22 protein-coding genes are annotated in these 20,479 nt (G+C 64.0%); 8 read left to right on the top strand and 14 right to left on the bottom strand.

Annotation, left to right across the window (positions count from 1 at the left end):
• Positions 1 to 14 precede the first annotated feature (14 nt).
• The 5 genes from D8676_RS09865 to D8676_RS09845 form a co-directional block, all read right to left on the bottom strand.
• Entirely contained in the window at positions 15 to 311 is a 297-nt protein-coding gene (locus tag D8676_RS09865; RefSeq protein ID WP_121580703.1) for a hypothetical protein, read from the bottom strand.
• Entirely contained in the window at positions 298 to 1,773 is a 1,476-nt protein-coding gene (locus D8676_RS09860; RefSeq protein WP_121580702.1) for a type II and III secretion system protein family protein, read from the bottom strand. Before D8676_RS09860 ends, D8676_RS09865 begins: the two co-directional genes overlap by 14 nt.
• 30 nt (positions 1,774 to 1,803) lie before the next feature.
• A complete protein-coding gene (gene cpaB, locus D8676_RS09855; RefSeq protein ID WP_121580701.1) occupies positions 1,804 to 2,670 on the bottom strand; it encodes a Flp pilus assembly protein CpaB in 867 nt (288 codons plus the stop codon).
• A gap of 74 nt (positions 2,671 to 2,744) precedes the next feature.
• Complete coding sequence (locus D8676_RS09850) at positions 2,745 to 2,921, bottom strand: Flp family type IVb pilin (RefSeq protein ID WP_121581072.1); 177 nt, start codon at positions 2,919 to 2,921, stop codon at positions 2,745 to 2,747.
• Positions 2,922 to 3,286: 365 nt separating this feature from the next.
• Positions 3,287 to 4,285 (bottom strand): acyltransferase, encoded by a 999-nt coding sequence (locus tag D8676_RS09845; RefSeq protein ID WP_121580700.1) that lies wholly within the window; start codon positions 4,283 to 4,285, stop codon positions 3,287 to 3,289.
• A 217-nt stretch (positions 4,286 to 4,502) separates the two neighbouring features.
• Between D8676_RS09845 and D8676_RS09840 the strand changes: the two genes are divergently transcribed.
• The 5 genes from D8676_RS09840 to D8676_RS09820 all read left to right on the top strand — a co-directional run bounded on the left by D8676_RS09840 (position 4,503) and on the right by D8676_RS09820 (position 8,956).
• Positions 4,503 to 5,882 carry a CpaF family protein gene (locus D8676_RS09840; RefSeq protein ID WP_121580699.1) on the top strand — a complete coding sequence of 460 codons (1,380 nt, stop codon included), beginning with the start codon at positions 4,503 to 4,505 and terminating at the stop codon, positions 5,880 to 5,882.
• On the top strand, positions 5,882 to 6,853 hold the full coding sequence (locus tag D8676_RS09835; protein WP_121580698.1) for a type II secretion system F family protein: 972 nt from the start codon (positions 5,882 to 5,884) through the stop codon (positions 6,851 to 6,853). Before D8676_RS09840 ends, D8676_RS09835 begins: the two co-directional genes overlap by 1 nt.
• 28 nt (positions 6,854 to 6,881) lie before the next feature.
• Positions 6,882 to 7,814: a type II secretion system F family protein gene (locus D8676_RS09830; protein ID WP_348629010.1), complete on the top strand. Its 933-nt coding sequence runs from the start codon at positions 6,882 to 6,884 to the stop codon at positions 7,812 to 7,814.
• Between the two features lie 90 nt (positions 7,815 to 7,904).
• Positions 7,905 to 8,447: a tetratricopeptide repeat protein gene (locus D8676_RS09825; protein ID WP_121580697.1), complete on the top strand. Its 543-nt coding sequence runs from the start codon at positions 7,905 to 7,907 to the stop codon at positions 8,445 to 8,447.
• Positions 8,444 to 8,956 (top strand): prepilin peptidase, encoded by a 513-nt coding sequence (locus D8676_RS09820; protein ID WP_121580696.1) that lies wholly within the window; start codon positions 8,444 to 8,446, stop codon positions 8,954 to 8,956. The genes D8676_RS09825 and D8676_RS09820 overlap by 4 nt, the downstream gene beginning before the upstream one ends.
• 335 nt (positions 8,957 to 9,291) lie before the next feature.
• On the opposite strand, the gene D8676_RS09815 is transcribed toward D8676_RS09820, so the two are convergent.
• A complete protein-coding gene (locus D8676_RS09815) occupies positions 9,292 to 10,323 on the bottom strand; it encodes a histone deacetylase family protein (RefSeq protein ID WP_121580695.1) in 1,032 nt (343 codons plus the stop codon).
• Positions 10,324 to 10,498: 175 nt separating this feature from the next.
• Here D8676_RS09815 and D8676_RS09810 point away from each other — a divergent pair, with 175 nt between their 5' ends.
• The gene (locus D8676_RS09810) at positions 10,499 to 11,518 is read left to right on the top strand and encodes an LLM class flavin-dependent oxidoreductase (RefSeq protein WP_121580694.1); all 1,020 of its coding nucleotides are present in this window, start codon (positions 10,499 to 10,501) and stop codon (positions 11,516 to 11,518) included.
• A gap of 114 nt (positions 11,519 to 11,632) precedes the next feature.
• Here D8676_RS09810 and D8676_RS27910 read toward each other — a convergent pair whose 3' ends face one another.
• A complete protein-coding gene (locus tag D8676_RS27910; RefSeq protein WP_348629009.1) occupies positions 11,633 to 11,920 on the bottom strand; it encodes a KGG domain-containing protein in 288 nt (95 codons plus the stop codon).
• Positions 11,921 to 12,050: 130 nt separating this feature from the next.
• Between D8676_RS27910 and D8676_RS09800 the strand changes: the two genes are divergently transcribed.
• Together D8676_RS09800 and D8676_RS09795 are read left to right on the top strand one after the other, a co-directional pair.
• Positions 12,051 to 12,836, top strand: a complete 786-nt coding sequence (locus D8676_RS09800) for a 6-phosphogluconolactonase (RefSeq protein ID WP_121580692.1) — start codon at positions 12,051 to 12,053, stop codon at positions 12,834 to 12,836.
• Positions 12,829 to 13,770 carry an ROK family protein gene (locus tag D8676_RS09795; RefSeq protein ID WP_183097048.1) on the top strand — a complete coding sequence of 314 codons (942 nt, stop codon included), beginning with the start codon at positions 12,829 to 12,831 and terminating at the stop codon, positions 13,768 to 13,770. Before D8676_RS09800 ends, D8676_RS09795 begins: the two co-directional genes overlap by 8 nt.
• Before the next feature lie 8 nt (positions 13,771 to 13,778).
• On the opposite strand, the gene uxuA is transcribed toward D8676_RS09795, so the two are convergent.
• Genes uxuA through D8676_RS09760 form a run of 7 tightly spaced genes read right to left on the bottom strand, consistent with a single transcriptional unit; the run spans position 13,779 to position 20,479 of the window.
• Positions 13,779 to 14,957 carry a mannonate dehydratase gene (gene uxuA / locus D8676_RS09790; protein WP_121580690.1) on the bottom strand — a complete coding sequence of 393 codons (1,179 nt, stop codon included), beginning with the start codon at positions 14,955 to 14,957 and terminating at the stop codon, positions 13,779 to 13,781.
• A 12-nt stretch (positions 14,958 to 14,969) separates the two neighbouring features.
• Complete coding sequence (locus D8676_RS09785; protein ID WP_121580689.1) at positions 14,970 to 16,433, bottom strand: mannitol dehydrogenase family protein; 1,464 nt, start codon at positions 16,431 to 16,433, stop codon at positions 14,970 to 14,972.
• Positions 16,434 to 16,438: 5 nt separating this feature from the next.
• A complete protein-coding gene (locus tag D8676_RS09780) occupies positions 16,439 to 16,774 on the bottom strand; it encodes a cupin domain-containing protein (RefSeq protein ID WP_245426691.1) in 336 nt (111 codons plus the stop codon).
• A gap of 11 nt (positions 16,775 to 16,785) precedes the next feature.
• On the bottom strand, positions 16,786 to 17,550 hold the full coding sequence (kduD, locus tag D8676_RS09775; RefSeq protein WP_121580688.1) for a 2-dehydro-3-deoxy-D-gluconate 5-dehydrogenase KduD: 765 nt from the start codon (positions 17,548 to 17,550) through the stop codon (positions 16,786 to 16,788).
• Positions 17,547 to 18,395, bottom strand: a complete 849-nt coding sequence (gene kduI / locus D8676_RS09770; protein ID WP_121580687.1) for a 5-dehydro-4-deoxy-D-glucuronate isomerase — start codon at positions 18,393 to 18,395, stop codon at positions 17,547 to 17,549. The genes kduD and kduI overlap by 4 nt, the downstream gene beginning before the upstream one ends.
• Before the next feature lie 26 nt (positions 18,396 to 18,421).
• Positions 18,422 to 19,189 carry a FadR/GntR family transcriptional regulator gene (locus D8676_RS09765; protein WP_121580686.1) on the bottom strand — a complete coding sequence of 256 codons (768 nt, stop codon included), beginning with the start codon at positions 19,187 to 19,189 and terminating at the stop codon, positions 18,422 to 18,424.
• 9 nt (positions 19,190 to 19,198) lie between these two features.
• A complete protein-coding gene (locus D8676_RS09760) occupies positions 19,199 to 20,479 on the bottom strand; it encodes a TRAP transporter large permease (protein WP_121580685.1) in 1,281 nt (426 codons plus the stop codon).

The following is a 20,479-nucleotide window of genomic DNA, read 5'->3' as shown; positions in this document are numbered from 1 at the left end:
TCCGAATTTCTTTCTCAGTTCGCGCTGTCCTGACCCGTATTGACGATGATGCTTACCGGCGGTGGCGCCGCCCCCGGCTGCAGCATCCTCTTGTATCTGTGGTTGACGGCATCGCTGGCGCGCTCGCCGTCGGTCGGGATCGCCGTGTCGTTCGATGCCGGATTGAACGGATCCTTTGTCTGCATCATGAAATTGTGCTTCTGCGCGTCGCCCGCCGCCAGCGTCACCGTATCGTAGCGGTTGAGATAGTCGGCGCAGCCCGAAAGCAGGCCTATGCCGATCAGGATCGGGAGTGCGCTATTCCTTGGCATAGATCATCTTGTCCTTCGACCGAACGTCGAGCATGTGCCCGTACGGCCCCACCACGCCCTTGCCCTGCTGGTAGGAGCGCACCATGTCCTTGGTCACCTCGAGCTCGCCGAGCAGGAAATATTCGGGGTCGTTGGCCGGCCTCGTCTTGTCGAGCGGCGTCGCGAGCTGTTCGCCAGGTCCGGCAGGACGCACCAGCCTCGGCGTCACGATGATGACGAGGTCCGTCTCGTTCTTGATGTAGCTCGACGAACGGAAGAGGGCGCCGAGCACCGGGATCTGGCCGAGCCAGGGGATTTGGCTCTGCAGCTTGCGGTTATGCGACTGCAGCAGGCCGGCAATGGCGAAGCTCTGCCCGTCGCGCAGCTCGACCACAGTCGAAGCCTTACGCGTCGTGAAGGCAGGGATTTCAATGCGATCGGCGCGGATGGTGACGGTTGGGTCGACCTCGCTGACCTCAGGGTTCAGTCGTAGGTTGATCTTGCTGTCTTCGAGCACTACTGGCGTGAAGTTGAGTTTCACACCGTATTCCTTGAACTCGATGCTGATCTCGTTGTCTTCTTGCGCCACAGGAATAGGCACTTCGCCACCGGCCAGAAAGCTCGCCGTCTCGCCTGAAAGCGCAGTCAGGTTTGGCTCGGCCAGCCGACGTGCCAATCGCTTGTCTTCAAGTGCCTTGATGATGACATCGACATTTACACCCGCGTCGATCACGTTGGCGATGATTGTAGCGAACGGCGCATTGGACGTGGCGAACAGGTCGCTCAATCCTATTGAGCCCTGTGCCGGCTGACCGAAACTAGGATCAGGCACCGTAATCCCGGTTTCGGAGTCGGTGAGTTTCCTGCCGAACCGCCATCCGACGCCGACCTCACGCCCGGCGTTCCTGGCCACCTCCAGAACGCGCACCTCCAGGTTCACCTGCTGGCTGTCCTCCACCGTCACCGAATTGATGACTGCGTCGGGACCGTACTGGTTGGCGACGTCGAGGATGGCGGCCAGCGTCGCGCCGTCCTTGACCCGGCCGCCGAGGCGGACCTTGCCATTCACCGATCCGACCGTGACCTTCGATCTGGGCGCCACCTGCCTGATTGCCTGCGCCATGTCGTCCACATCGACGCCGACTTCGATCTCCAGCACCCCAAGCGAGCGTTTCTCGTCCGAAAACAGGTTGACGGTCGTGGTGCCGGCGCCTTTGCCGATGACGTAGAGAACGCGGTCCGTCATCGGCTGCGCATCAGCAATCTTGGCGTCGGCGACGACCATGTCGCCGAGATTGCGGTTGAGTTCCACGGTGACCGACTGCGACATCGGGATGAATAGCCGGTGGACCTTCGGCGAGGACACGTCGATCTTGCGGTCGGCGGCCTGGACATTGCCCGCCAGCGCCAGCAGCACAAACACGCAGGCGGCGAAGATCCAGCCTGGCCTGGGAAGCGATCCACCCTTACTGCCCGTATCCATAGTTCCGACCCCCGCCGTTTTCCCGCCTCGTTATCTTGTCCTGGGAACCTCATAGACTTCGACCTCGATGCCCCGGTAGACGCTGACGCTGGCGCGCGACGGCGGCTCCTGCACCTTCACCACGTCGACCGGTTCCGCGGGCGCCGCCACCGGCTCCAAGCGCATGGCGCTCACCAAGTCGGCGGTGGTGATGCGGTCGGTTTCTTCTCCCTTGTCGGATGCCACCTCGCGCAGGGCCAGCGACAATTGTCCGATTCCGGCCGCAAGCGTCAGCTTCTGCGCATCCTTGGTCGAGACTTCGAGCGTGACCGCCTTGGCGACCGTCGGGTTCTCCTCGCTCTCGTCCGCCACCTGATCGATCGCCAGCACCCTGACACCCTGCAGCAGCACGTCGACGAAGGCTTCCTCGCCGCCCTGCACGTTGCGGATATTGCGCGTGAGCAGGATGTCCACGCGGTCGCCCGGCAGCACGAAGCCGGCGACGCCAAGAACGTCGTTCACGCGGATGGACATCGCCTTCATGCCGTCGGCCAGCACGGCCGACAGCGTCGCGCGCTGGCCCGGCCCGGTGATCTTCGAGGTCAGCACGGGTTCATTGACGCCGATAGGCGTCAGCACCTGGCGCTGTCCCTCGCCGGCGAGCGCCTCGTCGCGGGTCCGGAAGGCGCCGACCGGCAAGGCGCCGGACGGCCAGGCGATTTCACGCAGATTGTCCGATGTCAGCGCATCGCCGAACTTCAGCGCGACGCGGGCGACCACGATGGTGTCGCGCTGCGCGTCGGGCGCGGTTGCCGCGGCAGCGACGCGCTGGTCGGCCAGCCACATGTTGGCGAGAACGACCGCAAGCACGCCGAACACGCCGGCGAGTACGATCATGATGATTGTGTTGGCACGCATCCCTAGCCCCCTGGGGATGACCCGATTTTTTCGTTGGCCGAGCCCGAACCAAATCCGGGCTCGGCACGTTGAATTCAGGCCGGAAGGGCGGCCTCAAGATCCGTCCATTCCCCCGACACCCAGGTGCCGACGAGAATGATCGTCGCGATGACGGCGACGGTGATGATGCCTAGCAGAACCGTGTATTCGATCATCGCGGCGCCGTCTTCTTCGCGACGGAACCGCTTGGCGATTTCCATGACCTTACGCATGCCCATTCCCCTTTCACCCACTTGAACACAGACGGGACCACCTCGTCCCAGCCCAAATCGTGGACGCGGTTTTAATCAGAAGTCAATAATTTAACGATTGCTTAAGTCTTTTGTGCAGCGTCGCTGCCGGCTGCGGACAAGTTGCCTTTGCCCGTAAGTTAATGAATTGCTTCTGGATTCTGTCGCTTTAACCAAAATGTCACATCAGACCCCAAAAAGAGGTATGTATCGGCTATTAATGGAAAGAAGATGCAGTAATCGAGATCTCGTCGCCAAGAACGTCGTCGGTTAACGTGCACCTAGAGATCACTTTTAGTTCGTGGATGGCTGTAAATTTCTTGTCGTTCGCCGCCGCCATACACACGCTAGTGTGCGGCTTGTGGGGTTTCGGACGCGACCGCGGTGCCCGGCTTGAGCAGGAGCATGAGGGGTGCCTCGAATCTCACATGCACCCTCCACCCGAAAACTACGCACACTAGCACGACGAAGCCGATGATCAGGTCGGGCGGCAACGGATAGGTCATCCATAGAGTCAGAAGCGCGCTGACCAGAAAAGTATGTGTGAGGTACAAGGAATAGGACGCGTCGCCCATTTCGGTCCAGAAACTCTCCTTCGTCTCGACCTGCATTACGCCACAGACGATCATGGCCGACGGAATGCCATAGACCAGCACCCTCTGAAAGCCGTCCTCGCCGACGAGAAATTCCATGGTTCCGCCGGTTGGCGCAACTCCTGCAAAGCCCACGGCCACAAGCAGGATTGCTCCGATGGGAATGCCCCAAATGGCGGCTCGCTTCATCGGCAGATAGGCCAATGCCATGCCCATCATAAACTCCAAGATGAGAGGGTTGCCGAGGAACTGGAACACGGGGCCGTAAGGTCTGAGCAGCATTGATCCGGCGAAAATGCCGAGCACGGCATAAAGCAATCGCCCATCAAACAAGACAATTGCGAATGCGATATAAAACAGCGCCTCGAAACACAATGTCCATGCCACCGGCAGGATTGGCACGGTCATCACGTCCGTGGCCGGCCATAGCAGGAAAGTCGCGATCAGTTCCCGCCACTCGATGCCTGAACGGCCGGCGATAAACATTGCCGGGATGCAAGCCAGAAAGTAGATCGGTATGATGCGCCTTACCCGCTTCCACGCAAACGACTGCCAGGTCAGGCCAAGGGCCGTCCGGGTGATGATGACACCGGAAATGACGAAGAAGATATCCACGCCGGCCCGCCCGGCAATCTGAAATTCCTGAGGCAGAAAACCATTCGAGCCGGTAGCCGCAAACGCGGTCTGTGCGGCGTGGACATAGACGACCATCAGAGCGGCGGCGAAACGCAGCGTCTGCAGCGACCAGATCATGCCCTCACGGAGGCGATGACGAAAGTCATCGGCACATCCCCCAATCCCCAATTCTTAAGTCTCCCACAAGTTCGCCGATGCCGCAACAAGTGCCCTGCAGTGTATTCCTAGCGATGCAAGAAGAGACAAGTTAACTTTACCGTTAACAAATCCTTGCAGCCGGTGGCAAAATGCATGAGGCTGCCTGCGGGGTAAGCGCGTCTGGGTGGCTGCGCAAATGTTTGGGAGATTTACCAGGGGTCAGGTGGATGTGCGGACCGAGCCGCACGTTGACGCTGTTGCTGCTGCGCCTCAAGTCCATCACGATCTGCGGGAAGACCTCGCCGAGGATCCGCTGCTCCACCTGAAGGTGGAGTTGCATGGGCACCTGATTGACCGCTTCAACCTGGCGATCCTTGAAACGGCCACGCGCGACCAGATCCTGAACGAGATCCGGCCCATAGTGCGCGATTTCGTGCGCGCTGCCGCCGTCGCCCTCAATGCCCGCGAGCTCGATCAGCTGACAACCGACACGGCGGACGAGATGCTTGGGCTCGGGCCGATAGAACCGCTGCTCAAGGACGACTCGATCGCCGACATCCTCATCAACACTCACCGGCGCGTCTTCGTCGAACGGCGCGGCGTGCTGGAGGAAACCGGCATCCGCTTCCGCGACGAGGCGCATCTGCTGAGGGTCGTCAACAAGATCGTGGCGGCAGTCGGGCGACGTGTCGACGAATCCGCGCCGATGGTCGACGCACGCCTCGCCGACGGCTCCCGCGTCAACGTCGCCGTGCGTCCCGTGTCGATCGACGGGCCGCTGGTTTCCATCCGCAAGTTCTCACGCCGCCCCTATTCGCTGGAGAGGCTCGTCGAGTTCAATTCGATCAGGCCGCCTATGATCGAGATGCTGCGCATAGCGGTGCGGTCGAAGAAATCGATCCTGGTGTCGGGCGGCACCGGCAGCGGCAAGACGACATTGCTCAACGCTCTCTCCAGCTACATCTCGCCCAAGGAGAGGCTGATCACCATCGAGGACGCTGCCGAACTGCAGTTGCAGCAGCCGCATGTCGGGCGTCTCGAGACCCGCCCGCCCAACGTCGAGGGCAAGGGCGAGGTGCGCCAGCGCGAGCTGCTCAAGAACGCGCTGCGCATGCGCCCCGACCGCATCATCGTCGGCGAGGTACGCGGCGAGGAAGCCTTCGACATGCTGCAGGCCATGAACACCGGCCACGAAGGCTCGATGACGACGATCCACGCGAACGCGCCGCGCGATGCGCTGTCACGCCTGGAGCAGATGGTGGGCATGGCCGGCACGGCGATGAGCCAGGAGTCTATCCGCGCGCAGATCGCCTCGGCGATCGACGTCATCGTGCAGACCCAGCGCCTCTCCGACGGCGGCCGACGCGTCGTGTCGATTTCGGAGCTCACAGGCATGGAAGGGTCGGTCATCCAGTTGCAGGAGATCTATCACTTCATCCGCCGCGACGTGACCGAGGAGGGCGTCATCATCGGCGAGTTCCGGGCGACCGGCGTGCGTCCCCGCTTTGCCCAGGAGGCCGCTATCCTGGGGCATCACTTCGCGCGGGATGCCTTCAATCCGCAGGTCGCTTTGTGATGATCTCCGGTCAGGCGCTCTTCTACCTGGTGCTCGCCATGGCGGCGGCATCGGCAATCCTGGCGATCGAGGCCCTCTATCTCGGCTATGCGGGCCGCCGGGCGAAAATCGGAACGATCAACCGCCGCGTGCGCCAGCTTGCCGATGAGACGCCCGCCGAGCAGACGCTGCAGAACCTGCTGCGAGAGCGGGGCCTGACGGCTGACGGAGACTTCGCGTTCGGCATAGTGTGGCTGAACCAGCTCTACACGCAGTCGGGCGTCACCGGCAGTCCGATGGCCTTTGCGCTGGTCTTCGTCGCGGCGGGCGCCTTGATCGCCGTTGCGATGCGCGTTCTGTTCTCCTTTTCGCTCACGGTCGTCGTCGCTATCTTCCTGGTCGTTGCTTGCGCTATTCCGCTGCTGTGGCTTCGACGCGCGCGCAATCGTCGCGTCAGGAAGTTCGAGGGTCAGCTTCCCGATGCGCTCGACATGATCGTGCGCTCGCTGCGCGCCGGGCATCCTGCAACCGTTGCCATTGCGCTGGTGGCGCGGGAAATGCCCGACCCCATCGGTACCGAATTCGGCATCGTCTCGGACGAGATAACCTTCGGCCTCAGCCTAGAGCAGGCTGCCCGCAAGCTGTCCGAGCGCGTAGGCTTCGAAGGCCTCAACCTGCTCTCTGTCTCGCTTTCGATCCAGGCCAAGACCGGCGGCAACCTGACCGAAATCCTGGACAATCTGGCCAAGGTTCTGCGCGAGCGGCGCAAGCTGCGCCTGAAGATCCGGTCGCTGTCGGCCGAAGGGCGCCTGTCCGCGATCATGATCTCGCTTTTCCCGCTCGTCATGTTCGGAATTCTGGCCCTTATCGCCCCTTCCTATTACGGCGAAGTCTGGGGAAACCCGCTGATCTTCCCGGTGTTCACGATCTTCGGCATCTGGGCGCTGCTTGGCGACTTCATCATGTACCGGATGGTAAACTTCGATTTCTAGGAGAGGCGAGATCGAAACGCTGTCTTCATTGCTGGGTTCCGGCTTCCTGTTTTCGGCGGCGATTTTCAGCGCCACCGCGCTGATGGTTGTCGCGGTCGCGACGGTGATACTGCCGGCAGTTCAGACCAGGCGCCGGATTGCCGACCAACTGCATGCCGAGGGTATCCGGAACCGGCGCTCGCTGGAGGCGCGGACCGAACTGACGAAAATCGCCGCACGTCGGCCGGTCGACGCCTACTTCAAGGCGCTGGAGACAGGCCAGCCCGACGCTCTCGAGGCCAAGCTGTTCCGCGCCGGCTTCCACCAGCAGAGCGCGCCGGCTTTCTATGCGGTGATCCGCATCGGCTCCGTCGCGCTCGGCTTTGTCCTGGCCTATTTCATCCTGTCTCGAGTGCTGCCGCCGCAATTGCCGGCCTTCCTTCCTTTCGCCGGCGCCTTCCTGTTCGGGCTGGCTTGCATCGTCATCCCGAGCATCGCGCTCGACCGCTTCGAGAACGCCCAGAAGCAGAGGTACCGGCGCGGCTTTCCCGACTTCATGGACATGATGCTCACTTGCGCTGACGCCGGCATGAGTCTGGAAGCCTCGGTCGAGCGGGTCAGCAACGAGCTTGCCGGCACGCACAAGGTGCTGGGAATACAGCTGGCGATTATGACGCTGCAGATGCGCGCGGGTAAGCCGCTTCGCGATGCCCTGCGCGAACTCGCCGACCGCATCGGCATCGACGAGGCGCGCTCGCTGGCCGTCCTGTTCCGGCAGTCTGAGGAGCTTGGCACCAGCCTGACGGAGGCGCTGCGCGTCTATTCCGACGAGATGCGCACGCAACGCATCTTGCGGGCCGAGGAGAAGGCGAATGCGCTGCCGGTCAAGATGGTGCTGCCGCTGGGGCTCTGTGTCTTTCCCGTCGTCCTGATGATCGTCATGCTGCCGGTGATCCTGAGGATGAAGGGCGTTTTCTTCTAGGTTTTCTTCTAGTTCTAGACAGTCACGAGGGGATGTGGCGCTATGAAACGGCAGAAGGGGGAGAGGTCCGGTCGAACCGGTCCGGTTCTTATGCGCAAGTTGCTGCCGACGCTGATGTTGGCCATAGCGCTTGCCGGTTGCCAGACGGGGGGTGCCGGCGACGGCATCGTGCGCACCAATGAACCGAGCCCGTCGGAAATGACCGCGTTCGGCGACACCTTCGCGGGGCTGCAGACCATCGCGCCGGTCGAATACTACGCCTCCGACCAGGCTGTCGCCGAAGCGAAGAACCAGTTCCGCTCGGAGAATTACGGCAACTCGGGAGCGCTCTTCTACAAGGCGGTACAGCTGGCGCCCAATGACGGCGTCGCATGGCTCGGGCTCGCCGCCTCCTGCGACCGGATCGGCCGCTTCGACCTGTCCGAGAAGGCCTACCGGCAGGCCTTCCGCTATATTGGCGCGACGCCGGAATACTACAACAACCTCGGCTATTCCTATCTGCTGCGCGGCAAGCTGCAGGATGCGAGGAAGAACTTCCTCAAGGCCTATGAACTCGCGCCCAACGACCCGACGGTAAAGAACAATCTCGAGCTCCTTGCCTCCTCCGTAAACAACATAGAACGCCAGGGATGATGCTGGCGTTCCTCATCTGTACGAAGCTCGTGCTGATCGCGCTGCTCTGCAAGATCGCCGTGATCGACTTCACTCGGCAGAAGATCGGCAACGACGACGTTCTCGCTATGCTGGCTCTCGGAATTCTGACAATCGTCGTGGGCTGGCTCGGGGGTGCGGATCCTTGGCTCGTCGGCCTTGGCATCATCGCCGCGCTTGTTCTGTTTTGCCTGTTGATGCCGTTCTGGATGGCGGGAAAGATAGGGGCGGGCGACGTAAAGTTCCTGGCAGTCTCGCCCATCCTGATCGGGGGCGGCGACCTTCTTCTGTTTTCTGTCGTGCTCCTGGTCGCGGCCGCCGTGACGGCGTTGATCATCAAGAACCCGGTCCTTCTGCCGGAAGGCGTGTTCCGCCGATACATCCAGTTTTTCGATCGCAACCAGGTGGTGCCATTCGGAGTGCCAATTTCGGTGAGCCTGATCGTTGTTCTGGCGCTGCAGATCGTGCGCGCCGGATCGGCGATGGTTTGAAAACCTCCAAAGTCATCAAGACCAATTCGCGGCATGTCGGCGGCTCGAAGAGGATTTTGAAGGCGACGGCCGACCGATTGAGCGCATTCCAGTATCAGGTACGTGGAGCGACATTACTGTACGACATCAGAGTGATCGTGCCTCCTCCCTGTCTGAATATGTCCGCTCAGGAAAGCACTTAATGCCGCCGTACCGGCCGAAATGACGGCGCAACGCAGCCGTCCGCTTCTGCGCCAGGGTTCGAAGCTGCTCATATCACATGCGGGCCGTTGGAGGCGACGAGGTGCGCAGCCGGGTGCGTCATCCATGGTTTGATGGCTCCATGGGCCTCCGGCCTAGTCGCCTTCGAACCCGGTCAGGACGTTGACCGCGTTGACGCCGATTTCCTCGACCGCATAGCCGCCCTCCATGACGAAGAGCGTCGGCAGCCCGAGCGCGGCGATGCGCTGGCCGATTTTGGGATAATCCTCGGTCTTCAGCTTGAACTTGCTGATCGGATCCTTCTCGAACGTGTCGACGCCGAGCGAGACGACGACGACTTCCGGCCGATAGGCGGCGAGTTTCCGGCAGGCGTCCTCGAGCGCCGCGCTCCAACGGTCCCAACCGGTGTCCAGGGGCATCGGATAGTTGACGTTGACGCCGGCGCCTTCGCCTTCGCCCGTCTCGTCGGCATGGCCAAGGAAGAACGGATATTCGGTCATCGGGTCGCCATGCAGGTTCAGCACCTGCACGTCGCCGCGCGCGTAGAAAATCTGCTGGGTCCCGTTGCCGTGGTGGTAGTCGACGTCGAGGATCGAGACGCGTTTTGCACCCTGGTCGCGATACCACTGTGCCGCGACGGCCGCGTTGTTGATGTAGCAATAGCCGCCCATGAAGCGGTCGCCGGCATGGTGCCCCGGCGGCCGGCAGAGCGCGAAGGCCGAGCGTTCGCCGCCCTGGACGAGGGCAGCCGCCGTCAGCGCAACGTCGTAGGACGATTTGATCGCCGTCCACGTGCCCCCCACGAAAGGCGCGCCGCCGTCGAAGGAATAGAAGCCCAGCAGCGCGTCGATCGTCTGCGGCCGGACATCGGCGCGCAGGCCCCGGATCGGCCAGGTGTAGGGCAGCGCCGAACCCTCCCGTCCCGATTCGGTCCAGAGCCGCCAGACGGTCGGCAGGAAATCGAGATAGTCCCGCGCATGGACGCGGGCGGCGGCTTCCATGCCGTGCTCCGCCGGCGGCAGGATGGGGCCGAGGCGCTCGCTTTCTGCCCGCGCGCGAATGTATTCGGCGCGCGACGGCATCTCGAAGCCGGGCACGATCGACCCGCCCACCAATTCCATCGTGCCCGAATGACCGGCGTGCAGCGGCGAGTAGATCGTCTTCATGAAGTCCCGTTCCCGTAATGGCTGGGGACCCTAAGCCACGCCGGCAAGGAATGTGCAAGCGCGTCTCGCGGATACGACGACCGATCCGGCGTATCCGGCCCGTTGACGGTGCCTTCACCGGTCACGGCTATCGCCGATGTTGTGCGGCACAGGCTGTCCGTGCCAAGCTTTTTTCATGAAAAAGATTGGTTTCCTGTCGTTCGGCCACTGGTCGCCCTCATCCCAGTCGCAGACGCGCTCGGCATCCGACGCGCTGCTGCAGTCGATCGAGCTCTCCGTCGCCGCCGAGGAGCTCGGCGCGGACGGAGCCTATTTCCGCGTGCATCACTTTGCCCGCCAGCTCGGCTCGCCGTTCCCGCTGTTGGCGGCGGTGGGAGCCAGGACGAGCCGCATCGAGATCGGCACGGCCGTCATCGACATGCGTTACGAGAACCCGCTCTACATGGCGGAGGACGCCGGCGCGGCCGACCTCATCGCCGGCGGGCGTCTGCAGCTCGGCATCAGCCGCGGCTCGCCCGAGCAGGTCATCGATGGCTGGCGCTATTTCGGCTACGCCCCGCCGGAGGGCCAAAGCGACGCTGACATGGCCCGCCGCCACGCGGAAGTATTTTTGGAGGTGTTGAAAGGCGAGGGTTTTGCCGAGCCCAATCCAAGGCCGATGTTCCCGAACCCGCCCGGCCTGCTGCGCGTCGAGCCATATTCGGCGGGCCTGCGCGAACGCATCTGGTGGGGCGCAGCCACCAATGCCACCGCCGAATGGGCGGCCAAGCTCGGAATGAACCTGCAGAGCTCGACGCTGAAGTTCGACGAGAGCGGTCAGCCCTTCCACATCCAGCAGGCCGAGCAAATCCGCCTCTTCCGCAAGGCATGGAAGGAAGCCGGCCATGCGCGCGAGCCGCGCGTCTCGGTCAGCCGCAGCATCTTCGCGCTGGTGGACGACCGTGACCGCGCCTATTTCGGGCGCGACGAGAGCGTCGATCATTTCGGCTACATAGAGCCGGAAAAACTCGCTGTGTTCGGTCGCAGCTACGCCGCGGAGCCCGACGTTCTGATCGAGCAGTTGAAGGGCGACGAGGCCATCGCCGAAGCCGACACGCTGCTCCTCACCGTGCCCAACCAGCTAGGCGTCGACTATAACGCGCATGTCATGGAAGCCATTCTGACCCACGTCGCGCCCGGCCTGGGCTGGCGCTGACGGAACAGAGGTCGGGCGCTCAAGCAGAGCGTCCCTCAATTCGCGCGGCATTTTCGGACATAAAGACGTCGGGCCCTGATGTCTTCAGGGCCCGACGTCTTTCAACGCTGGCACTCAACGCTGGCCGCCTTTGCGTCCGGTCTCGGATGCCCGTTCGCGATCCTCGGCAAAGTTCCCGCTGCCGCCGCGATGGCCACCCTGCTGGCGGCTTGCGCCGCCTTCCGCCTGCTGCTGCGAGCTGCGGCGCTTGTCGTCATCCATGTGGCCGCCGCCCTGCTGGCGTGATTTGTCGTTGCGATCCTGATTTCCGCCTTTGTGGGGCATTGTCTTTCTCCTAGGGTCTTCGCCCCGCGTCCACGAATCCAACTCCTCGGGATGCAATGTGTTCCGGATGAAACTCATGTTCTGCACGTTCCGGCTGCCGTCCGTCTTCGCGGGCGGCTTGCGACCGGGTCGGCGATGCCGGCAGCAAGGTTGGCGCGGCTGCCGTCTCCCGCTATAGCAGGCGTGTGGAGGGGCGACGCGAGTTCCTATGAAGACTTATATACACGAGACGCCGGCAGGCATCGGGGCGCACCTTGCCGAGCGGATCGACGCCGGCATCCGCGACGCCGGCGACGCCGGCCGCCCTTATGTGCTGGGCTGTCCGGGCGGGCGCAGCGCCATGCCGGTCTACGAGGCGCTCGCGGCAAGGCTCGCCGACCAGTCAGTCGACTGCTCGCATCTCGTCATCGCCATGATGGACGAATATCTGCTTGCCGGGCCCGGCGGCGCCCTCTCGCCGCCCGATGCATCGGCGCACTATTCCTGCCGCGGTTTCGGCGAGCGCGAGATTCTGGAGCGCATCAATGCCGGCCTGCCGGAGGCCTTGCGCATCCAGGCACGGAATTTCTGGACGCCCGATCCTGCGGATGCTGCGAATTACGATCTGCGCCTCGCCGACGCCGGCGGCGTCGATCTCTTCCTGCTCGCTTCCGGCGCCGGCGACGGCCATATCGCCTTCAACCCGCCGGGCTCCGCCCGCGACAGCCGCAGCCGCATCGTCAAGCTCGCCGAACAGACACGCCGCGACAACCTCGCTACCTTCCCCGACTTCGGATCGCTCGACGAAGTGCCGACGCACGGCGTCACCATCGGCATCGGCTCCATCGCCGAGCTGTCGAAGTCTGTCGCCATGATCGTCTGGGGCGAAGCCAAGCGCACCGCCTACAGGCGCATCGCCGACGCCAGATTCTACGATCCATCCTGGCCGGCGACGATCGTGGTCGAATGTCGGCAGGCCGAGTTCCATGCGGACAGGGCCGCCGCCTATGGCTGACCTTTCTCCGGGCGATGCCTGGGCGATCGGCGTCGATGTAGGCGGGACCAAGACGAAGGCCTGCCTCGTCCGCATCGCCGACGGAGCGGTGCTGATCGAGAAGACGCGGACGACACCTTGCGCGGAAGGCGGGGCCGCCGTGCTGGACCTCGTCGTCGCGATGGCGGCCGAGACGCAGCGCGAGGCCGGCGAGCTGACGCGCGGCGAGGCCTGCCCGGTCGGCGTCTGCCTGCCCGAACTGGTCAGCAATGAGGGCGAGCCGGAATCGGCGTGGAATTTCGAATGGCGCGGTCTCGACTACCGCACGCCGCTGTCTGCCTTCGGCCCGGTCTATCTCGAGAGCGACGTGCGAGCCGCAGCCTTTGCCGAAGGCTGGATCGGCGCCGGCGGCAATGCCGACATCTTCGTCTACGTCACCCTGTCGACCGGCATGTCGCATACGCTCGTCATCGGCGGAAAGCCTTATGGCGGCGCACGCGGCTTCGCCATCCACTTCGCCGGCGCCGAGCTGGTGGCATGGAGCGGCCCGGACCAGGACATAGAGGTCCGCCAGAACATCGAAGTCTTCGCCAGCGGCAAGGGCCTGGGCGAGCGCTACGGCGTGCTTGTCGGCGACCGAAACGCTACGGCGCGCCAGCTCATCGAGGCAGCGGCCGCCGATCCGCGCGCGGAAAGGCTGCTGGAGAATTCGCTGCTGTCGATCGCCTCTTATCTCGGCCAGCTCGTCAACATACTCGACCCGTCACTCATGGTGATCGGCGGCGGCATCGGCAGCAACCCTGAGATCAACGAACGGCTCGGCGAGCTGACGCGGCCTTTCATCTTCGCCGACCTTGCGCGCGACCTGCCCATCGTGCCGGCCATGCTCGGCGACAAGGCCTGCGCGATCGGCGTTGCTGCCCTGGCCCACCGGGCCGCGCCCGTCAGATCCTGAGCAGGGACTCAGGCCCGCAGCGTCTCCAGCGTGCGCATGATGCCGCGAAGCTCGGCCAGCCCCTTCAGGCGGCCGATGCAGGAATAGCCCGGGTTCACTTGTTTGCCGATGTCGTCGACGATGGCGTGGCCGTGGTCGGGCCGCATCGGGATTTCCCAGTCCGCCCTGCCTTCCGCCTTGCGCCGCCGCTCCTCCGCAAGCAGCGCGTCGACCACCGCGACCATGTCGGTGTCGCCTTCGAGATGCTCGGCCTCGTGGAAGGAGCCATCGGCCTCCTTGGTCACGTTACGCAGATGGGCGAAGTGGATGTCTGAGGCAAAGCGCCGTGCCATCGCCGGCAGATCGTTGCGCGGGTTCGCACCGTAGGAGCCGGTGCAGAGCGTCAGCCCGTTCGACGGAGATGGGACGGCGGCGAGCAGCGCCGCCGCATCGTCGGCATCCTTGACCACCCGCGGCAGACCGAAGATCGGGAAAGGCGGATCGTCGGGATGGATCGCCATCCTGACCCCTTCCTCCTGCGCGACCGGCACGATCTCGCGCAGGAACGCAAAGAGGTTCTGCCTGAAATCCTCGACCGCGATCTCCCTATAGACGTCGAGCGCGCGCCGGAAGCTTTCGCGGTCGAAGATGAATTCGCGTGCTGGCACCCAGCCGATAAGGTTCGCCTCGAGCCGCGCGAGATCGCTCACGCTCATCGCCGCCAGTCGAACCTTCGCAGCTTCGATGTGTTCGGGTGGATGCTCGGCCTCCGCACCGGCGCGTTTCAGCACAAGCACGTCATAGGCACAGAAATCGACGATGTCGAAACGCAGCGCCGTGCCGCCATGCCACATCCGATAGTCGAGGTCGGTGCGCGTCCAGTCGGTGATCGCCATGAAATTGTAGCAGATCGTTTTAATGCCAGCCCGTGCCAGGTTGCGGATCGAGGTTTTGTAGTTGTCGATAAGCTCGCGGTGGCGTCCGCTGCGGGTCTTCACGTCCTCATGCACGATGACGCTTTCGACCACCGACCAAACCAGCCCCGCGGCCTCGATCTCGGCCTTGCGCTTGGCGATCTCGTCCTCCGGCCAGGCGCGGCCGTCATTGAGATGATGGAGCGCCGTCACCACGCCAGTCGCACCGGCCTGTCGCACATGCGAGAGGAGAACGGAATCGTCTGGACCGAACCAGCGCCAAGTCTGTTTCAAGCGGATCTTCCTTCAAATCTGGAACGCTGCGAGCGCGGCTCTTACGTCGCCGCCGCGCAGCTTGTCGAGATGCCGGGACGCCAATGCTTCGAGCGCGGCGCGGTGGGGACTGCCGCTGGCAAGACCCGCAAGGTCGAAGATGGCCGCCACGGTGTCTGCGGGCGGCTGCTTCGCGGCGGCGATCTCGGCGAGCTTTGCATCGAGCGGATCGGTGAAATGGCCCGACGGAAGCGTCGTGCCGCGCAGTTCCGCCGCGCGGATCCATGCCGCGACAGTCAGCATCAGATGATTGGCACCGGTGCCGGCGGCCAGCCGGTCGAGCGCCGAACCGATGATCCGCTGCGGCAGCTTCTGGCTGCCGTCATTGGCGATCTGCGCCGTACGGTGCTGAAGCGCGGTGTTGTCGAAGCGGTCGGTGAGCGCCGCCGCGTAGCTCTTCGGGTCGAGGCCGGCATCCCCGGGAAGCGTCGGTGCGGCTTCCGCCCACAGCGCCTGCACGAAGCGGCGGATGGCCGGATCGCCGAAGGATTTTGCCACCGTGTCGTGACCGGCAAGCAGGCCGAGATAGGCGATGGAGGAATGCGCGCCGTTGAGCAGGCGCAGCTTCATCTCCTCGAAGGGACGGACGTCGCGCACCATCTCGACGCCGAACTTTTCCCAGTCCGGCCGCCCGGCCGAAAAATCGTCCTCGATCACCCATTGGCTGAACGGCTCGGTCATCACAGGCCAGGCGTCCCCGACGCCGAGCGTCGCCGAGATACGGGCTCGGTCGGCATCGGTGGTGGCCGGCACGATGCGGTCGACCATGCTCGACGGGCAGGACACGCTTTCGACATGGCTGGCGAGCTTGGCCTCGCGCAACGCCGCGAACCGCACCAGCAGCCGGTGCAGCGTCTTGCCGTTGGACGGAAGGTTGTCGCAGGACAGGATTGTGAAAGGTCTTGTACCGGCCGCCCGCCGGCGCGCCAGCGCTTCGACCAGGAAACCATGCGCTGTCTGTGGCCGCGCAGGGTCGGCGAGGTCGGCGACGATGCTGGGATGGTTCTCATCGAGCCTGCCCGACGCGCCGCGCAGATAGGCTTTTTCCGTAATCGTCAACGTGACGATGCGGATGTCGGGATCGGTCAGCGCGTCGAGCAATCTCGCCGGATCGCGCGGCGCGACGAGGACCGTTCCGATCGAGCCGATGACGCGCAGCTTCTCGTCGGCGCTGCCGCGCTCGGCCAGCGTGTAGAGACCGTCCTGCGGCTCCAGCGCATCATGGGTCGAGGCGCTCTGCAGCGAGGCGCCGACGATGCCCCAGTTCGTTTCGCCGGCGGCGAGGCAGTCGTCGACATAGGCCGCTTGGTGGGCGCGGTGGAAGGCGCCGACGCCGAGATGCACGATGCCGGGCGTTACCGCGGCGCGGTCATAGGCTGGGACCGCCGCCGACGACGGCAGCCTCTTCAGCGTCTTGTCTGACAGGCGTTCGGACATGGTGGCTACAGAAAATCGGCGCGGTGCGGCGTGAAGGTGTCGACGAGCCGGCCGGCCTCCAGCGCCTTGACGCCATGCACCAGACCCGACGGAACGATGTAGGCGCCGCCTTTTTCCACGATGTCGGACTTGCCGTCGATCGTCACCTCGAAGCGCCCCTCCGCGACATAGCTCGACTGGACATGCGGATGCGAATGCAGCGCGCCGACGCCGCCCTTGTCGAAATCGAACTCGACCATCATCAGCTCTTCCGTGTGCAGGATCACCCGTCGGCGGTTGCCGTCCGGCGTCGGCGTCCACGGTTTTGCGTCAGGCTGGGAGAAGAGCGTCGGCTCGGTCACGTCAAGAACTCCTATCTGGCCAGCCAGCCGCCGTCGACAGGCACCACCGCCCCGTGCATGTAAGCCGAGGCCGGCGCCAGCAGGAAGACCGCCGCGTCGCCGATATCCTCGGGCCTGCCCCAGCGGGCCGCCGGGATGCGGCCGAGGATCGCCGCGCTGCGGTCGGGGTCGTTGCGCAGCGCCTCGGTGTTGTTGCTGACCACATAGCCGGGCGCGATCGCATTGACGTTGATGCCGTTAGCCGCCCATTCGCAAGCCAGCAGCCGCGTGATGCCGACCACGCCATGCTTGGACGCCGTGTAGGATGCTACGCGAATGCCGCCCTGGAATGAAAGCACCGAGGCGATGTTGACGATGCGCCCCTCGCGTCCGGCCGCCAGCACCTTTCGCGCGAAAGCCTGGCAAAGGAAGAACAGCGACTTCAGGTTGACGTCCATGACGTCGTCCCAATCCGTTTCGGAAAAATCCACGGCGTCGGCGCGGCGGATGATGCCGGCATTGTTGACAAGCCCGTCGACCGGGCCGGCCGTTTGCCAGACCTCGTCGAGCATCGCACCTGCCGCGGCATGATCGCCGAGGTCACAGGAGACGGGTGTGAAGACGCCGCCCTTTGCTTCCACCAGCGCCGCCGTCTCCGCCATGGATGAACGGCCAACGCCGACCACGGCGCCGCCCGCTCGCGCCACCGCAAGCGATATGCCTTGCCCGATGCCGGTGTTGGCCCCGGTGACGACGATGCGCCTACCGGTAAGGCCGAAGGCCGACAGATCGGTCATCGCAGCATTTCCAGCGGCACCGGGTCGACATCCGTGTAGTCGACATTGTCGCCGGCCATCGCCCAGATGAAGGCGTAATTCGACGTGCCGGCCCCGGAATGGATCGACCAGGGCGGCGACAGCACCGCCTCCTCGTTCTTCATGACGAGATGGCGCGTCTCGTCGGGTTCCCCCATGAGATGGAAGACGCGCGACGCATCCGGCAGGTCGAAGTAGAGATAGACCTCCATGCGGCGGTCGTGCACATGCGCCGGCATCGTGTTCCAGACCGACCCCTCGGCAAGCTGCGTCATGCCGACGACGAGCTGGCAGGTTTTTACCCCCTCAGCATGGATGAACTGGAAGATCGAGCGCTCGTTCGAGGTCTTCTGGCTGCCGAGGTCGAGCCGCTTGGCGTCGCCGATCCGGATGACCTTTGTCGGATGCGCCTGGTGGGCCGGCGCGCTGAGCAGATAGAACTTCGCCGGCGACGACGCCTCGTCGGAAGAGAAGAGCACCGCCTCCGTACCCATGCCGACATAGATCATGTCGCGCGCGGCAAGACGGTGTGTCTCGCCGCCGGCCTCTACGGTACCGGCCCCGCCGATATTGACCGCGATCAGCTCGCGTCGGTCGAGGAAGTTCTTCGTGCCGGTGGGCTTGATCGCTGCAAGCTCCAGCGTCTCGCCGGCCGGCATCGCGCCGCCAACGATCATCCGGTCGTAATGCGTATAGGTCAGGCTCACGCACCCCGGCTGGAACAGGTCGCCGATGTGGAAGTTGCTGCGCAGTTCGTCGGTCGCCATGGCGGCTCCGGCCTGCGGATCAATGGCGTAGCGGGAGGTGTAGTCGGTGTGGTCTGGCATGTCGCTGGTGTTGCTTTCCTTGCTTGTCAGATCGCCTTGGTCCGCATGGCGGCCAGATATTCCGCCTGCTGGCTGGTCAGCCGTTGCCGGTAGCGGTGCTGCGCGGCGACGAGATGCGCGCGCATGGCCGCGCGGGCTGCGTCGGCGTCGCTCGCCGAGATCGCCTTGAGGATCAGCAGATGTTCCCTCTGCAGGCCGGTCAGATATTCGGTCGAAAGCACCTCCACCGAATACCAGGGCGAATTCCGGTCGCAGGGTATGGTGCGGTCGCCGAGCGCATCGATTATCTCGACATAGAAAGGATTGTTGGTCGCCGATGCGATCTCGCGGTGGAAGGCGAAATCGGCCTTCCCGGTCGGTTCGCCGAGATTGAGCAGCCGCTCGAATTCGAAGAAGGCCTCCTGGATGCGGGCCTCCTGCGCGGCGTTGTGGCGCTGTGCCGCCAGTCCGGCGCTCTCTATCTCGATGCCCATGCGCACTTCAAGCACGTTGATCGCCTGGCTGACCTTCCTGATATCCTGGTTGAACGAGCCGAAGGCCAGGGTCGGATGTTCAAGCACGAACACGCCGGCCCCTTGCCGCGACTCCACCAACCCGTCCGCGGCAAGGCTTGCCATCGCCTCACGGATCACGGTGCGGCTGACCCCGAAGGTTTCGGTCATCTGGCCCTCGGTCGGCAGTTTCTGCCCCGGCTGGATCTGCCCGCCCAAGATCTGGTCGCGCAGCGCCGACACCACATGCTCCGAGAGCTTGGGCTTGCGTTCGATCCGGATCTCCGGGGCGGCGTCGGCCATGTCCGTCTCCTATTTGAACACGCCGGGCAGCCAGAGCGACAGCGCCGGGATGTAGGTGACGAGCCCGAGTACCACGATTCCCGCCGCGTAGAACGGCCAGATCGAGCGCATCGCTTCCCAGACCGTGATCTTTCCGACCGCGCAGGCGACGAACTGCACCGCACCCACCGGCGGCGTGTTCAGGCCGATGCCGAGATTGAGGATCAGGATGACGCCGAAATGCACCGGGTCGATGCCGTAATGCGCGGCGACCGGCAGAAAGATCGGCGTCGCGATGATGATCGTCGGCCCCATGTCCATGAAGGTGCCGAGCAGGAGCAGGATGACGTTGATCAGGAGCAGGACGACCAGCGGATTTTCCGAGATCGTACCCATCCAGTCGATCAGCAGGGCGGGTATCCTGAGATAGGCCATCAACCAGGCGAAGGACGCCGCCGTTCCGATGATCAGCAGGATCATCGCCGTGGTGCGCACGGCGCCCAGCGTGGCGTCGACGAAATTGCGCCAGCCGAGCGAGCGGTAGACGGTGATCGTGACCAGCACCGCGTAGAAGACCGCGATGCAGGAGCTTTCCGTCGCCGTGAAGATGCCCGAGCGGACGCCGCCGAAGATGATGCCAATCAGCAGCAGTCCCGGCAGCGAATTGAGCAGGAACCAGCCAACCCGCGCAAAGCCTGGAAAGGCTTCGGTCGGATAGCCGCGCCTGCGGGCGACGACGTAGGCTGTCACCATCAGCGAAGCCGCAAGCAGCAGGCCAGGGATGATGCCGGCGGTGAAGAGGTCGGCGATCGAGATTTTTCCGCCCGCCGAGATCGAATAGATGATCATGTTGTGCGAGGGCGGCAGCAGGAGTGCGATCAGCGCCGCCATCGAGGTGACGTTGACCGCGTAGTCGGCTCCATACCCACGCGCCTTCATCTGCGGAATCATCAGCCCGCCGACGGCGGCCGCCTCCGCCACGGCCGAGCCGGAGATGCCACCGAACAGGGTGGACGCCGCGATGTTCACCTGGCCGAGCCCGCCGCGCAGATGCCCGACGAGCGAACCGGCGAAGGCGACGATGCGCTGGGCGATGCCACCGCGCACCATCAGGTCGCCGGCATAGATGAAGAAGGGGATGGCAAGCAGCGTGAAGACGCTCATGCCCGAATTCATCTGCTGGAAGATGACCAGCGGCGGCAGGCCCATATAGAGGATCGCCGCGAAGCTGGCGGCGCCCAGGCAGAAGGCGATCGGCGTGCCGATCAGCATCAAGAGCGTGAAGACGCCGAACAGGATGAGCGACGCCAT

This window comes from Mesorhizobium sp. YM1C-6-2, from assembly GCF_003666685.1.
Taxonomy (GTDB): domain Bacteria; phylum Pseudomonadota; class Alphaproteobacteria; order Rhizobiales; family Rhizobiaceae; genus Mesorhizobium_K.
The sequence above is the reverse complement of the archived record's forward strand: the minus strand, read 5'-3'. Positions and strand labels throughout refer to the sequence as shown.

Excerpts from the sequence above, each read along its gene's own strand:
- D8676_RS09865 (WP_121580703.1), bottom strand. The coding sequence starts at position 311 with ATGCCAAGGAATAGCGCACTCCCGATCCTGATCGGCATAGGCCTGCTT.
- D8676_RS09860 (WP_121580702.1), bottom strand. The coding sequence starts at position 1,773 with ATGGATACGGGCAGTAAGGGTGGATCGCTTCCCAGGCCAGGCTGGATC.
- cpaB (WP_121580701.1), bottom strand. The coding sequence starts at position 2,670 with ATGCGTGCCAACACAATCATCATGATCGTACTCGCCGGCGTGTTCGGC.
- D8676_RS09850 (WP_121581072.1), bottom strand. The coding sequence starts at position 2,921 with ATGCGTAAGGTCATGGAAATCGCCAAGCGGTTCCGTCGCGAAGAAGAC.
- D8676_RS09845 (WP_121580700.1), bottom strand. The coding sequence starts at position 4,285 with ATGATCTGGTCGCTGCAGACGCTGCGTTTCGCCGCCGCTCTGATGGTC.
- D8676_RS09840 (WP_121580699.1), top strand. The coding sequence starts at position 4,503 with ATGTTTGGGAGATTTACCAGGGGTCAGGTGGATGTGCGGACCGAGCCG.
- D8676_RS09835 (WP_121580698.1), top strand. The coding sequence starts at position 5,882 with ATGATCTCCGGTCAGGCGCTCTTCTACCTGGTGCTCGCCATGGCGGCG.
- D8676_RS09825 (WP_121580697.1), top strand. The coding sequence starts at position 7,905 with ATGCGCAAGTTGCTGCCGACGCTGATGTTGGCCATAGCGCTTGCCGGT.
- D8676_RS09820 (WP_121580696.1), top strand. The coding sequence starts at position 8,444 with ATGATGCTGGCGTTCCTCATCTGTACGAAGCTCGTGCTGATCGCGCTG.
- D8676_RS09815 (WP_121580695.1), bottom strand. The coding sequence starts at position 10,323 with ATGAAGACGATCTACTCGCCGCTGCACGCCGGTCATTCGGGCACGATG.
- D8676_RS09810 (WP_121580694.1), top strand. The coding sequence starts at position 10,499 with ATGAAAAAGATTGGTTTCCTGTCGTTCGGCCACTGGTCGCCCTCATCC.
- D8676_RS27910 (WP_348629009.1), bottom strand. The coding sequence starts at position 11,920 with ATGAGTTTCATCCGGAACACATTGCATCCCGAGGAGTTGGATTCGTGG.
- D8676_RS09800 (WP_121580692.1), top strand. The coding sequence starts at position 12,051 with ATGAAGACTTATATACACGAGACGCCGGCAGGCATCGGGGCGCACCTT.
- D8676_RS09795 (WP_183097048.1), top strand. The coding sequence starts at position 12,829 with ATGGCTGACCTTTCTCCGGGCGATGCCTGGGCGATCGGCGTCGATGTA.
- D8676_RS09785 (WP_121580689.1), bottom strand. The coding sequence starts at position 16,433 with ATGTCCGAACGCCTGTCAGACAAGACGCTGAAGAGGCTGCCGTCGTCG.
- kduD (WP_121580688.1), bottom strand. The coding sequence starts at position 17,550 with ATGACCGATCTGTCGGCCTTCGGCCTTACCGGTAGGCGCATCGTCGTC.
- kduI (WP_121580687.1), bottom strand. The coding sequence starts at position 18,395 with ATGCCAGACCACACCGACTACACCTCCCGCTACGCCATTGATCCGCAG.
- D8676_RS09765 (WP_121580686.1), bottom strand. The coding sequence starts at position 19,189 with ATGGCCGACGCCGCCCCGGAGATCCGGATCGAACGCAAGCCCAAGCTC.
- D8676_RS09760 (WP_121580685.1), bottom strand. The coding sequence starts at position 20,479 with ATGGCGTCGCTCATCCTGTTCGGCGTCTTCACGCTCTTGATGCTGATC.